This is a genomic window from Pedobacter sp. MR2016-19, assembly GCF_014947265.1.
Classification (GTDB): Bacteria; Bacteroidota; Bacteroidia; order Sphingobacteriales; family Sphingobacteriaceae; genus Pedobacter.
In genome coordinates this window covers 39,080-52,469 of sequence record NZ_JADCNK010000028.1, presented here as the reverse complement: position 1 = coordinate 52,469, position 13,390 = coordinate 39,080, and the positions used below count along the sequence as shown (strand labels likewise).

Genomic DNA, 13,390 nt, shown 5'->3' with positions numbered 1-13,390 from the left:
TTAAATATCGGCATTATTGTTTTGTTGGGATTGTTCATCCATATTCTGTTGATGCTAAGGGCATTTCTAAAACTGGAAGCAACCCTAAAATTGCCGGATGATTACCGATAGCGCATGATACTGAGCAAAGAAGAAACCTGGCCAACTGAAATCATTGATTTTTTGAAAAATGATGGACAACCTTTACTAGACTACGAATTAAATTTCAATAGTAATAACTATCATTTCATCGGATTTGAATATGACAAGGCTCATAGGCATCTTTGGCAAATGATGTCCAAATTCACCTTTGAGGGTGTCTATCACTGTACAAGGCTGACTGCTGAGGAAATGTTTTTGATCAGAGCGCATGGTATGCAGTTGCCCAACCAGGCAGTTTTAAATGATAGGATTGATAGAGTGAAAGAAAGTGGCCTAGTTTCGCTTGAATTGGCTGAAAGTATGAAAGCCAAAAATGAAGCAGATGATAAATATCGGAAGGATATGCTGCATTTCGTTTTCCAGGCCCCATATTTTGAGGGAGAACATGGTATAGGTAGGTTTTTTAGGTCTTGGGGCGGTGAAGCTTTATATAATTGCCATGAGGAGGATCTGCAAACTGGTTTAGCTCTCCGAAAAATCGGCATTCCAGCGATTATAGAAGTAAGATTAAAAATTGGAACTATTGGAGGTGCTTATCTAATCAACAAGATCTCAAGAATTTACCTGATAAACAGGGGGCATGATATACAGGAGCCCATCCGTCATGAAGACCACACACGTTCAGCAATTCCAAAACAGGACATGATAGACATTTATTGCCATCCCGATCAGGCATTTTTAACATTTAGTGGATGTAAAAGTTGGGTGTTGCCGCTGTGACCTACTTTAGGGGGGCAAATTTAAGCCATGCATACCCGTAAATCGGGCTGGTGGAAGAAAGTTGCTTTGTTTTAACACAGCGACTCAAACTTTATCCGCCTCAATTGTTGTCGCAGCCATGGCCTGATGATTTTTTCTTGGTATTCGGTTTACTGTCTTTTGGTCATTGATCCAGCTCTTATAGCATGGCATCTTCACCTGGTATCCATGGTACAATTATCCTCAGCGTTCGCTGGATAAAATTCAATGATACCGATGGAAACTAATTGAAATTGACCGATAGGCTGTGCCTTTGCTGATCCGGCTTAGTAGTTTATGTTCTGCTTAAGATATATCCGGCTAGCCTTGTATCTGCTGCCGGATATATTTTTGTTTTTGTTTAAGGTGTGCTGACGCTGCCGATGATTTTATTGAAGATGTTGGTGTCCAGTACGATGCCGATGGTCCAGTTGGATTTGGTTTTGGTGTTCTGGTAATAGTTGAACTGTTCGGTGCTGATTAGGGTTTCTCCCGGGATGAGACCAGGCATATCAAAGGTATTGACTTTGCGGACGTTTTTGCCGGCGAAGATACCAAAGCCCTGCATGGGTTGTATGTTTAGCCCGAAGAACCAGTTGGTGAGTAGCTCTCCGCTTAGCCCGACGCCAAGGCAGGGGTAAATTTTACGGATGAAACTGCCCTCATCGTCCAGGTATGACCTGCCCCATGCATTGAACCGCCTGCCATCCCTTCCTTCAGGGAAAATCAGGTTTACCGGAGAGACGTATAGTGTGTACATGAAGCTTCCTATAATGGCGGGTTTGTCGTTTGTGACCTTTAGGGTTTGTTTGCTTGCGTCTGCGGGTGAATTTACCGAGGTGAAGGTTGGGTTATTGAGCCAGGTATAAAGGATGCCGACATCAAAGGAGCCTTTGTAGAATGCTGTTTTTTTGATTTTGGTGCTGTTGAGCTGTACCGGTTCAGCGGGATTGCCGCCTTTGAAATAGAGGATGTTAAAAGCCAGCTCATCTGAGGTGGGTAGCATGGTTATGGAGTGATCGATGATGGTCATGTCTTTCTGGGTTTGGCCTTGATTCTCGGACTGGGATTTGCCATCTGCGGCTTTGCCTGCCGTAACTGCGCTGTTATAATAAAGGTCTTCATCGGTCAGTGTGCCTGCGGTCTGCTTAAAAAGGAACCTGCCTGATTCAAACAGGTATTTGGGATAGAGGATATGAATCTTGTAATGGTATTTGCGTTGGATACCGGTGGGCACGGATGAAAACAGTGGGTTTCCGAGCTGGTCAAAAAAGATGTGTATGGTGTATATTTCGTCCTTTTTCTTGTAACCAACATCGGTGAGCTTATAGTCATTGTCCAGGTAATTGGATTTGAAATAATCATTTAGTTGTTCATCGTTCAATAGGTCAGTTGCCTGTACGCTCATTTTGGGCGGGCTAGTGGATGATGTTGTATTTGCAGGCGCAGTGGCCTTCGCCTTTAGGATGGTGTAGGTAATGCCCTTGTCGCTGGCCGTGCTTTTCAGCTTTAGGATCAGCGAGTCTTTTTCCGTGATTTTGTTTAGCATCCGGCTTACCTTGATGATGAGTTCTTTTTTCTGTTTGTCATAGGCGATGATTGCCGTATCCTGATATTTTGTGGCATTTAGCTGTTCTGTGACCTTCTCGGCGTTTAGCGTGCCGCTTAGGCTGGAGTTCTTGAGCAGTTCGGTAAGGGCTGTTTCCTCGATCTTTGAAATGCTGACTGAAAAAGCGTTGGCGGGATCCAGGCGGATGATTTTGTCTTTCAGGGGGGCTGGCCAGCTGGCAAAGTCGCTGACCTGGTCTTTTTGAGCGAGTGCTGACATGGTGAGGCAGCAGGCGGTAATGAAGATGGAGATTGCTTTCATGATTAAATATTTAGATAAAATTTCTGGTCATACCTGAGGTTGTAAAAGGGAAGCACGAAGGATACCTTGAGCTCATCGCCGCCAATAATAAAGCCAATGAGCTTATTGGTTTCGCAGTCAATGACCGGTGCCCCGGAATCCCCGCCGATGGATAGCTTTTCAGTGATCACCACATTATTAAAGGTGCTCTGATAGGGATCAAGGGTGATGCTGTTGAACATGGAGAGTATTTTTGCCGTCTGTTTTCCGGATTTATAACCCATCATGTAAACCTGCCTGCCTTTTAGTTTGTGAAAGTCATCATATTCATAATAACCTGTGATGGTGACCTCGTCGCTGTTGTTGATCACTTCACCTGCTGAATGGAGTCGGATGGCTGCATAATCCGCGTCCTGATTGTAAAGCCCTTCTGTGATGATAAATTCTTCGCCATCGTCGTTCATTGGGATTCGGGCTCTCAGTTTGCCTTGGGAATATCGGCCGCTGCCATCTTTGATCAGCTCACTGAGCAGTACATGGAAGGAGGCCAGCAGGAAATAATCATAGGTATTTGTACTGCCTGGTTTAAGCCTTTTCACCACAATCGATCGGGTTCCGGTTTTGGCTGTGCTGATTGCCCTGATGCCTCCGCCGATCCTGGGCGGGCTGTCCTGCTCCTTGTCGCGGGGTTTTGTATTTGGGTCGTAATGCAGCCTGTTCGCGGGAAGGGCAATCACGTCGGTTGGGATGCTTAGCCCCTTTATTAGAACGTTTTTCAAGACCATGTGCTGTCCCTTGGCGACGGCCAGATCGATTTTTTCGTTGACATAAACGATCAGGCAGGGGATGTTCCCGGTGTCCAGGTTTTTAAAGCCTACGCCGCAGCCAACGTAGCCGCTTACCGCTGTTTTTAGAAGTGGCTGGGCAAGGTTTTTGACGTAGTTGAGTATCTGGATTTGCTCATCCTGCTTGAATTCATTCAGGCTTTGGCCCAGATCGAAATCGGATTCGTAAATACCGCCGCTCCAGTAGTAGGCCTGGGTAGCTGAACCAAACCATAGCCCATTGCCATCAATCACATCGCCATAGCCTACCTGGGTGATTTCGATGTTTTCTCCGGGGCTTAAAACTCTCCCAGTTTTTGAACTGAGTGAGGCTTTTCCAATCCGTTCATTTAAATAGCAGGATATCGTCACTTTCATAACTATCCGGCAATTTCGGTTACTTTGATTTTTTCCTGCCCCAGGGTTTCCCTGGTTGGAATGCTTTCGCTCTTTGGTATTTCCTGGGGTTTTTCGCCGGTTGCTCGGATATTGATGAGCTTATTGAGCAGGTCAAACCAGAATGGGGCACCAAAGGAAATGGCGATTGCCGTAAGTAGCCAGCCTGCAATTGAAGGCCAGAAATGAAAGGTCAGGTAGGTATTGATGCTTTTTTTTACCTGGTTTAACGTTTGTATCCTTGAATTTAAGCTATCAATTTTCAAAGCCATAATTGCTTTTTTAAACTTTTGCTGGGCCAATAGGTCATTTTTTTGCAAATCTTTTGCAAGTTTGGTTTGCCTGGTTACCCCTGCTTGCAGGAGTGCTTCACTGGCCGCTATTAATTTAGCGAGCGAGTCTCTGCTGTTGCTGCCTTTTTCATCGATCCAACCTAGGCCAAGGATTCCTTTTGTCCTGTCCGCATCTTTTTGGAGCATCTGGTAAGTTTTGATGAAAGCCGAATCGGCGGGCATCGTTTCTTTGCCTTCAGAGGGAATGGCACCGCGATCTGTCGGAGGCTGGTTCACAATGGCGGTGTAGGCTTCGCTTTTTTTGATGGCCATTTCCACCATCAGTTTTCTTGCTGTGGTATCTGTGGAAAGGATGCGGTAGATTTTTAGGGTGTCGATGTTGCCTGCGATGGCAATAAGAGTGCCTATGGCTAAAAGCCATAGCTGGGTTTGCCTTCTATACCAGCCGCTAACCCTTTCCATGGTGTCATTGTACCAACGTTCCAGATAGAAATTGAATTTACCCAGGTCTCCTCCTGCATCCTGAAACAGGTTATTCAGATGTATCAGGGCATCGCTGCAGATGTCAAAGGGTTCGGCTTGTTTATCTTTTTGGGGGCTTTTCTTTAAAAAGTTTGAGCCACTTGCCTTTGAAGGCTGCGAGGGATTACCGCCGGGCTGGGGATTCTGGGCGTAGGCAGCAAGCCCGGTTTTTATTTTTTTTTCTATGGCATCTGCCTGGTTGCTTGTCCGGCTCCAGTCATCGCCCCGTAATAGGTATATCAGGGTCTGGCTGAAAGTGTTCGAGGAGAGGTAAGAGGGTTTGTTCCATAGCATTCCGTTTCCTTGCGCGAGGTATTTGATAGAGGGGTGGGAATAGAATTTCCCGACAAACTCATTTTTTCCGGATTTGGTTCCCAGCATTCTTTTGATGCCAGTCTTGAGCATTTTGGCCCTGAGGTCAAATACCTTGGCGAGCATTTCCTGTAAAACGGTGGCCAGGAGGCTGTAAAGGAGGTAGACGAATACAATGCCGATCACGACATCGAGCGCTGGATTATTCATGAATGAAGCGTTTGGTATGGTTAAGTTAGCGCTTAGTTGTTGGTTTTCAAATACTTAATATTTGGTAATTATCTCATTACCCAGCTGTATGAATCATTCGATAGGACGGATCTTTTAAAATGCGGGTTATTTTTAGGGCTGTTGGTATAAGGGCAGCGCGGCATTTGCCACGCTGCCGGCTGTATTACCTGTGCTTTCTCAGGCTTTTAATCAATGAATTTCTGCCTGTAAAGTAGCTGTCCAGCTGGATTGCAGCTTTGAATTGCGGCACTTTCAATAGTATTGTATGTGCCTTTTTTAGGTTGGGCATCGGAACTTTTGGAAACAGGTGGTGCGCGGTATGCCAGTTGTCATTTTCAGGATGGATTAAGTAGGAAAGCCAGTTATCAGGCATCGTTCTGGTGTAGTTGATAACCGATGTGGCGTCCAGACAGGCATGGTCTGCCAGTTCAACGAGCATCTTCAGTGCATGATAGGTGGTGGCCCTGGCCAGAATCCAGGTAAAGCCGAAAAAAATCATGATTTTGAATGAAAATATGGCGGCGATACAGGCCATGGTTAAAGCCCAGAATCCAAGAATCCTGGCCCTTCCCTTCCAGGTGGGTTTAGCGAGATGGCCAAAAACGGACGACAACCAGAGTTTTTTATCGGTTAACAATGGCAGGTATATTTTTAAAAAGGCAACCAGATCGCTGTCAGTTGGCTTGATTGTTTTGCTACAGATAATGATGTCTTCATCTTTTCCATCAACGCCCAGCTCACTGTGGTGAGGTTTATGGTTATTCAAAAAGGTTTCAAAATCATAGAACATTAATGGACCCAAAATCCAGGTGCCTAGCCATTTGTTTACCTTTGCGGATTTAAAGATATTAAAATGGCTCAGGTCATGAACCTGATTCCCTAAGGCCCTCAAGGACCTTGTTAATAATAACATCCCCAGTGGCAATAAATAAGTGAACTGATAGGTTAACCAGGTGGCGAATGCTATTGATAATATACTTCTCAATATCCATCCCATTGAGATTTTGGTTTTCGGCTTCATCAAATCTTTCAGCTCCTGAAAGGCTGATTGCGCTTGAAGCGCTTTTTTGATTTCATTAACTTCAGCGCCTACCGATATCGTTTTTGAAGTGGATTCAAGGTGTGTTGCAACAGCGCCTTGTAGAATGCTGGTCATCCGGGCTGCTTCAGCGCCAGATTCCATAGAATTTTTGTTTTGCATGGTGTTGTTTTTTGATATTTCAAACACAACGCGACTTTTTTGACTGCATTCAAAGCTTAATGATTACTTTTGCAGTGACGATGAGTCGCGGGATTCATTTGTTGTAAGCACAGTACCGATTGGATCTTCCCGGATTGTTCGGTTATTGTGCTTTCTTTTTGTAGTTTTCAGCGGCGGGCATAACTTCGAAAGCCCGGATGCTTTCTGCTGATTTTCCGCAGTAAACACCATTGTGGTTATTTTAGTTTTTTTGTCTTATATAATAGTAGTTTTCCTGATTTTGTGTAAACAAATATATCGAAAAAAAGGGTTTTAATTTTTTTTAAAACACTGTTAATCAGTTGTTTATTAAAATATATTGAAATTTTACTTATTTTACTAAAAAAAAACTAATTTTACTGAAAATAACTGAAATAATGCCTCAAGATAATGCCAAGTCCGATCTCAAAAAACATTTAATAGCTGCACTTGAATTTTTTAAAAGTCAGGGTGATGAAGAGATGAACACCCAGAAAAAGTGGCTGTCAAAATTAGCTACGATCAAAAACATGTCGGCTGCAACGCTCAGTAATCATTTTACGGGGGCTAAGGAGTTTTACAATGCCAACCAGTATGATAAAATTCTTCGGATTATTGATGCCATTATATTAGCTGATTACAATCATAGCTGGGATCTGAAGAAGAAGTGTTTTACCTTCGTTCAGGAAAACATGCCACAAGAGAGGCAGGAGTTTTTAGGCCTGGATGGGGTATGGAAAGGTTATTCCTGGGAAAAGGATGGCTATAGTGGAAATGCTTCATTAGACAAAAAAAATAACTGCTATGAATTGAAAAACTGCCTGGTTAATATTTTTATCCTGAAAATTGATTGCGGGAATGTGCTGATCAAATCAGGGCAATCGGAATATGGCGGCTTGGTAAGCCCCATCACTGCTGAGCGTTTTTACATGGAACTTACCGAAACTGAAAACTTTAGAAAAACCTTTATGATCGGAAATGGTGGGCCGAAGAAGATGAGCTCAATCCAGCGCCTGGTCGTGGCATATGCAGATTCTGGGATAACTAATGTGAAATCCGGCATTGCTGTGCTACAGAGATCTCAGGAAGAATATGAAAACCTTGTTGCCAAAACAGTTACCGCTAGTGATTTAAAAGATCAAAAAATCGTGAAAATTCTCGCGGGCGACGATCACCATGTCGGAACCCAGCATCTTGCCATGATCATGGAGTGATACATAAGGTTGATTATATACCATTTTTGCCTGATTTTCGCTTTTTTTTCGCCTTGAGGTAATGGAAATAAAAAAGGGAAAGCGCATAGGCGTCTGGTATGGATAACATTTTACCTGATAAGAGTAAGGAAGGAATCTCCTCGATCCCAACCGTCTTTATCGAAAGATCCATTTCAGATTGTTCCAGTGACTGTTTTATTTTTTCAAAATCAGTGGTAACGTAGATTTGTATTTCCTCATTACACAGGCTGGGGTGTACAAAAGCCTTGGTCAAAAATTGCAAATCGGCTGCAATTAATCCTGTTTCTTCCTTTAGTTCACGAAGGGCAGCATCGAAGGCAGATTCTCCGTTCTCTATCCTGCCACCTGGTATTTCGAGCATCCGTTGTCCTATGGCATGGCGGTACTGTTCGACAAGAACGATTTCCCGGTCATTATGCGCAATGATGCCGACAGCATTGTTTTTGTTCAGATACGTAAATTGCAGGCTTTGCTCATTCAACTCGATATCGTCCTGAAAAACCTGGAATCTTTCATTATTGAACAAAATATTTCGCGCAATTAATTTCATTTCTGTATTTCTTTAATGTAAAAACCTCTTATACTTTCCACGGCTTTTCTTGTAGCCTCGCTTCCGAACTGCATAAGGGTATCAACTATTGAAAGGCCATCATAAAGGATGTAATTGGGTAGCGTTAAGTCAATGAATGATTTTTTGAGTGGATACATTTTGATGTGATTTTTTTTAAGCATTTCCTCACTGTGTATTTGCGTGCTCATTCCCCAGCCACAGAGGACATTAGTGATTGCCAATTCCTCACATACCTTATAGATGCGCTCGTCCCTTCCGGGCGAACGGGTTACCTCACTGGAATAGATAATCTTTGGTGCTTTAAGTTGCATCATTTCCAGCAGCCCGGTGAGGAGGCTGACATTCAGTTTTTTAAGGCTGCCATCTCCCCAGGAAAGATCCAGTAATGAGGCTAGTTTCGGCCATATTTCCTCAAAATGGGGTGATTTCTTGTAGTTGTAAAATATTGTCTTTTTTATCCGGATGAGTTCATGTAAATCACTTTTGATCACTGCATCTGCAATTGTCCCTTCAGTGCCCAGGGTTACCGGTGTTGTCAGGCGGAACGGCCTATCTTTGGATTTTACCAATACCGTCCCGTTGTGATAGAATCGTCTTCGGAACTGTACGTCATCAAGCACCACATAGTATTCCGATACTGCCAGACGGGCCATGTATGGGAACCATGGTAAAAAATGAGGTTGGTGCATGGTAACCGTATTTACTATGCTGAGATCGTATGTCATCTGTTTTCTGATGTTGATCAAATGTAAACAAATACTATAATGTTTTAAAAGGAATATAATTTATTGGGTAAACGAACCAATGTGATCTCACCAATACTTTAAATGTTAGGGGCTGTGTCAACGGGATTGTCAGATCCTGCTGAACCAATTTATTTGACCCCTTTGCACCAATTTTTAATTATTTGTAAATGCTTTGAAAATAGTGTGTTGTAATATACTTTTTACTGGCGAGACGAGGTCAATCTACTACGGTTTATCCAATTCGTGTCTGTTGAGTTTATTAGAGTTAGTTCGAATATAGAGGTGATGCGCATTGGTAAACTCATTGTCGCAAGGATAGTTCAAAGGATCGGATATAACCTTTAACTCACATTTGGGTTTTCTGATCTTAAGTTCCAAAATGATTTGGTTAGTCCTAGCGGAATCTCCAGTCGAATTCATTTGTTCGTCCTTGTCAACGAAAAAAAGCAAAACTATTCTCATTCATATTTGCCAAGTTTTTGTGTTTTAAATTTTTAGTACAACGGTTGCCACTTTTCCGAAAAACTAGATTTTTATATAAATCCCTTGCTCTTTAAGTCATCGACAATTGGCCCAAGAACCTGTAAGAAAGCACTTAAGTGTTCAAAGTATTCCTCCGAGAGGGTACTTTAAAAGCTTCGGTAGCACCGAAGCTTTTTTGTTTGTTTATGGCATCAGTTTATATCTTTTTTTCTGAAAAATTAAATCGTTATTACACCGGTTTTGTCTGGATTTGCTACAGCGATTACAATCGCATAAGGATAAATTTTTACGGATAGTTTCACATCTAAGACAGAAGATTGGGAACTATTTTTTACTATAAATGACCTTGATTACAAACAGTCCCGATTGATCGAATTACATATCAAAAAAATGAAAAGTATAATTTATATTAAAACTTAAAGCAATATCCTGAGCTGGTAGCTAAACTTATTGAGCGATATCATTAAAAGCGACCCCGATATCGGGGTGGTAGACGCACCAGCTTGAGGGGCTGGCGCCTGTATGGGTGTGGGAGTTCGATCCGATAGCTATCGGATCTCCTCTTGGGTACAAATTAGATAGTGATTGTCAAGCGAAAAAAAGCCACACAGAGATGAGTGGCTTTTTTGTTTAAAACAATGTTATGTTCTTGAGGATGCTATTTTTAAAATAGCTATTTAGTTCAAAATTGGAATATGAGCAGCTACTGCATCAGAAACAATTACTAATACCGTCGTTCTAGGATGATTAACCATTTAATTCCGATAATACAATCCATCCGTACTCAACAATAGGAAGTTACCATCAGGTTTGATGAAAAATGAAGTAATTGTTTTTGAAAAGTTAAGTTCTACCTTGCTCCAATTGTTTTTCATACTGTAAACACCTGCATTCGGTGTTGCGCGGACCAAATAAAACACATCGTCTTTTGATGGTTGGATATTGGTTACCGATTGCGACGTTCCATTGTATTGATAATAACGTTTCGCCGTGCCTTTTAATGTTGTAGGGGAAACCTGCGCAATGACCGCATCATCAGCACCAACATACAAATTACCATCTGTACCAATAGAAAAGCCGGTTGGCTGTGACAAATAATATCCATAATCCAGTAAAATGGGCTGCCAGGTTTTGCCAGTATCCTTCGACCTAAACAGTTTTCCCCAATCATCAAAAAGGTATAAACTGCCATCAGCATGTTTGTTAAAGAAACCGAACCGCTGCGAACTGTTTGAAACTAGCATTTTTTGCCAAAAAAGTCCGTTGTCAGTGGTAATGTAAGGGCCATCAAAGTAGAAACTTACCATTAGTGTATCGTCTTTAACCATAAAACCTGTTGGATCACGTTTGTCGAGTATACCATTGTTTATCGCTTGCCAATTTTTAAGGTCTTTAGAGTAAAAAATGCCATCAGTTTTTGTAAGTACATATAACCACCCTTTGGTGTTAAACTGAGCTCCAACTATGCTCGACCCTTTTGGTACACCCGCTACTTCGTACCAGTTCATACCTCCATCGGTAGATGAGTATAATTTATTGGAAGCTAAATACAGGGTTTTAGAGTCAAATGTTGTTACCTGTGCTGTAAACATATCTGGTACTCCGCAACCACAAGATTTTCCCCAACCGATTGGTTTTGTGCCAGTCGCCTGAACTTCAATCGAATCTTGCGGCACAGAAGCTTTGCCATTATTTGTATAGGTAGTAGGGTACGCATACAAGTACACTTTTATTTTTTGAGCGTTACTGTTGCAGCCCAGTTGCCATATGGCTTTTGCAGTTCCATCTTGTTGTACGTTTGATTGTGGAATTGTATAGCCGTTAATCATGCCGTTTCCCTGCACAAAAGCGAATTCCAAATAATATTGTTCAGGCTTTATGCCTTCAATAGGAGTGATTTTAAATGAAAGCTCGTTTGCCAGCTTCTCGCCATAAATACCAGATTGTTTATCTCCCCCAGTTAATGACAATTTTGCCTTCGGCAATAAACTTTCAGGATCTTTTTCTTTATCTGAATCTTTTTTGCAACCTGCCATTAACGACAACATCAAAAGCGATGAAAAGATAAGTTTTATGTATAATACAGATTTAATCATGATTATGGCTGAGTTATGTCGTACGTTAAGATAGAAGATTGTTGTAAACCGAAGACATTAGTCTCGTCTTTTATGATTGCTCTGCGAAGATCACCGGCGCCATAATTACTTTTTAATAATAATGTCCAGCTTAGTCCATTGTCTTTTGATTCTGCAATTTCACCACCGGAACTTACGATTAGGCCATGGTTTTTAAAGAAGCGGATTGCAATAATTGAAAAACTCATACCAGTTGATATTTTATCCCAATGTTCGCCTGCATCATTTGTTCGGATAAGTGTACCATATTGCCCACCTATATAACCCAACTTATTGTTTACAAAATAAACTTTGTTTAAATTGTTGTTTAACTGAATTGGTTGCTGTTTCCAGGTTTTGCCAGCATCGGTTGTTCTGGCGATGAAACCTACGGAACCACAGGTAAATAATGTGTCATTTCCAACATGAGTAAGATCGGTTAAGCTATTTAGGATGTTAAATGATGCCGTCTTATCCCAGGTTTTGCCACCATTTGTGGTTTTTGCAATTCCTCCCTGCCAACCTACCGAATAAATCACGTCTCTACTTTGGAGGTAATATGCAGATGAGCTTTGATGACCTACAAACGGGGGAGTCCAGGAACTAGGCTGAGCAAATGTTTTTCCACGATCGTTGGTAAAAGATGCGTAGTTATTTACAATACTTACCATTGCTGTGTCTTTTCCAGTAAAAGAGATAAGGTAAGCACTGTTATCATTTCTTACGGGTTCGCCCTTTATCCAAGTTTTTCCGCCATCATTTGTTCTAATCGTACCAGAGCCTTCTCCAACAACTATTCCATTCATTTCATCTATAAATTGAATGTCTTGTAAAACATTATAACCACCTTGATTGCCATAATAAACGCTTCTCCAGGGTTGACGGAATTTTGCTGAAAGACTAACTGAATCCATAGTTTTGCATGTGCCTTGAATAAACTGCTCATTTGTACATCCAGCCCCAACGTAAAATTTAATTGTTGGATTAACTTCAGTAGAATTAGGTTGCCAAAAAACTTTAATTATCATGTCATCGCCAGATTTAACTTGGCTTAATACATTAAAACTTCCACTATTACCACTCATTTTAGTGTAATATTGCAATGGAGATTCGTCAGTAGTTGTATTTAATTTTACCTTAAACACAATAGTATCTAAAACTTGATTTTTATAGGCGAGTTGATTATTACCCTTTATAATCTCGATACCTTTTATTTCTCTAGACTTCGAATTAATTGTAGTATCTGACTGATTTGGACCGCCTTTTTTACAGGAAAAAAATAAGACTATGGCAGCCGATAAGAGCGTGTATTTTTTTATTGTGAGCATACGTTAAATTGTAAAGCTAAAGATAGGATAAAAAATTAGGGAAGTTTTGAACATAAATATTTTTCTAATAGTACTGTAAGCTTCGGTAGCACCGAAGCTTTTTTGTTTATAGCTTCAGTTTATATCCTTTTTGCGGATCGATACCAACTTCCTTGCGAAAGTCTTTGTGCCCAAAGTCCTAAGCAGTGGGCATGATTCATGCTTTACAAAAAATGATTATTACGAATAATAAACTTATTGAGTTTTTGGAAAGCACAAGTCAGCTACAACAGTTCCGCAACTGCTAAGACTTGCGCTAGGAAAGGACTAACTTATAGTTTTGATGGGCAACCCGGAATGGTTTGATGCCTAAACATTAGTTGGGAAGGCTTTTCCTTTAAATTTCCAT

10 protein-coding genes are annotated in these 13,390 nt (G+C 41.4%); 2 read left to right on the top strand and 8 right to left on the bottom strand.

The features are described from left to right. Positions 1-114: 114 nt before the first annotated feature. Positions 115-861 carry a hypothetical protein gene (locus tag IM793_RS23035; RefSeq protein WP_193425598.1) on the top strand — a complete coding sequence of 249 codons (747 nt, stop codon included), beginning with the start codon at positions 115-117 and terminating at the stop codon, positions 859-861. A gap of 379 nt (positions 862-1,240) precedes the next feature. On the opposite strand, the gene IM793_RS23030 is transcribed toward IM793_RS23035, so the two are convergent. The 4 genes from IM793_RS23030 to IM793_RS23015 all read right to left on the bottom strand — a co-directional run bounded on the left by IM793_RS23030 (position 1,241) and on the right by IM793_RS23015 (position 6,507). Further along, positions 1,241-2,749: a hypothetical protein gene (locus IM793_RS23030; protein WP_193425595.1), complete on the bottom strand. Its 1,509-nt coding sequence runs from the start codon at positions 2,747-2,749 to the stop codon at positions 1,241-1,243. A 2-nt stretch (positions 2,750-2,751) separates the two neighbouring features. Further along, positions 2,752-3,930 carry a hypothetical protein gene (locus IM793_RS23025; protein ID WP_193425593.1) on the bottom strand — a complete coding sequence of 393 codons (1,179 nt, stop codon included), beginning with the start codon at positions 3,928-3,930 and terminating at the stop codon, positions 2,752-2,754. 2 nt (positions 3,931-3,932) lie between these two features. Beyond that, positions 3,933-5,285 (bottom strand): hypothetical protein, encoded by a 1,353-nt coding sequence (locus tag IM793_RS23020; protein WP_193425621.1) that lies wholly within the window; start codon positions 5,283-5,285, stop codon positions 3,933-3,935. Positions 5,286-5,469: 184 nt separating this feature from the next. Continuing rightward, a complete protein-coding gene (locus IM793_RS23015) occupies positions 5,470-6,507 on the bottom strand; it encodes a fatty acid desaturase (RefSeq protein ID WP_193425591.1) in 1,038 nt (345 codons plus the stop codon). Positions 6,508-6,923: 416 nt separating this feature from the next. Between IM793_RS23015 and IM793_RS23010 the strand changes: the two genes are divergently transcribed. Further along, positions 6,924-7,739 (top strand): hypothetical protein, encoded by an 816-nt coding sequence (locus IM793_RS23010; RefSeq protein ID WP_193425589.1) that lies wholly within the window; start codon positions 6,924-6,926, stop codon positions 7,737-7,739. A gap of 13 nt (positions 7,740-7,752) precedes the next feature. Here IM793_RS23010 and IM793_RS23005 read toward each other — a convergent pair whose 3' ends face one another. The 4 genes from IM793_RS23005 to IM793_RS22990 all read right to left on the bottom strand — a co-directional run bounded on the left by IM793_RS23005 (position 7,753) and on the right by IM793_RS22990 (position 13,002). Further along, positions 7,753-8,310 (bottom strand): NUDIX hydrolase, encoded by a 558-nt coding sequence (locus IM793_RS23005; RefSeq protein ID WP_193425587.1) that lies wholly within the window; start codon positions 8,308-8,310, stop codon positions 7,753-7,755. After that, on the bottom strand, positions 8,307-9,056 hold the full coding sequence (locus tag IM793_RS23000; RefSeq protein ID WP_193425585.1) for a WbqC family protein: 750 nt from the start codon (positions 9,054-9,056) through the stop codon (positions 8,307-8,309). Before IM793_RS23000 ends, IM793_RS23005 begins: the two co-directional genes overlap by 4 nt. A 1,259-nt stretch (positions 9,057-10,315) precedes the next feature. Beyond that, complete coding sequence (locus IM793_RS22995) at positions 10,316-11,656, bottom strand: hypothetical protein (RefSeq protein ID WP_193425582.1); 1,341 nt, start codon at positions 11,654-11,656, stop codon at positions 10,316-10,318. Between the two features lie 2 nt (positions 11,657-11,658). Then, on the bottom strand, positions 11,659-13,002 hold the full coding sequence (locus IM793_RS22990) for a YCF48-related protein (RefSeq protein WP_193425580.1): 1,344 nt from the start codon (positions 13,000-13,002) through the stop codon (positions 11,659-11,661). Positions 13,003-13,390: the final 388 nt, after the last annotated feature.

What these genes read in the sequence shown, in the direction of transcription:
- IM793_RS23035 (WP_193425598.1), top strand. Translation starts at nt 115, where the DNA reads ATGATACTGAGCAAAGAAGAAACCTGGCCAACTGAAATCATTGATTTT.
- IM793_RS23030 (WP_193425595.1), bottom strand. Translation starts at nt 2,749, where the DNA reads ATGAAAGCAATCTCCATCTTCATTACCGCCTGCTGCCTCACCATGTCA.
- IM793_RS23025 (WP_193425593.1), bottom strand. Translation starts at nt 3,930, where the DNA reads ATGAAAGTGACGATATCCTGCTATTTAAATGAACGGATTGGAAAAGCC.
- IM793_RS23020 (WP_193425621.1), bottom strand. Translation starts at nt 5,285, where the DNA reads ATGAATAATCCAGCGCTCGATGTCGTGATCGGCATTGTATTCGTCTAC.
- IM793_RS23015 (WP_193425591.1), bottom strand. Translation starts at nt 6,507, where the DNA reads ATGCAAAACAAAAATTCTATGGAATCTGGCGCTGAAGCAGCCCGGATG.
- IM793_RS23010 (WP_193425589.1), top strand. Translation starts at nt 6,924, where the DNA reads ATGCCTCAAGATAATGCCAAGTCCGATCTCAAAAAACATTTAATAGCT.
- IM793_RS23005 (WP_193425587.1), bottom strand. Translation starts at nt 8,310, where the DNA reads ATGAAATTAATTGCGCGAAATATTTTGTTCAATAATGAAAGATTCCAG.
- IM793_RS23000 (WP_193425585.1), bottom strand. Translation starts at nt 9,056, where the DNA reads ATGACATACGATCTCAGCATAGTAAATACGGTTACCATGCACCAACCT.
- IM793_RS22995 (WP_193425582.1), bottom strand. Translation starts at nt 11,656, where the DNA reads ATGATTAAATCTGTATTATACATAAAACTTATCTTTTCATCGCTTTTG.
- IM793_RS22990 (WP_193425580.1), bottom strand. Translation starts at nt 13,002, where the DNA reads ATGCTCACAATAAAAAAATACACGCTCTTATCGGCTGCCATAGTCTTA.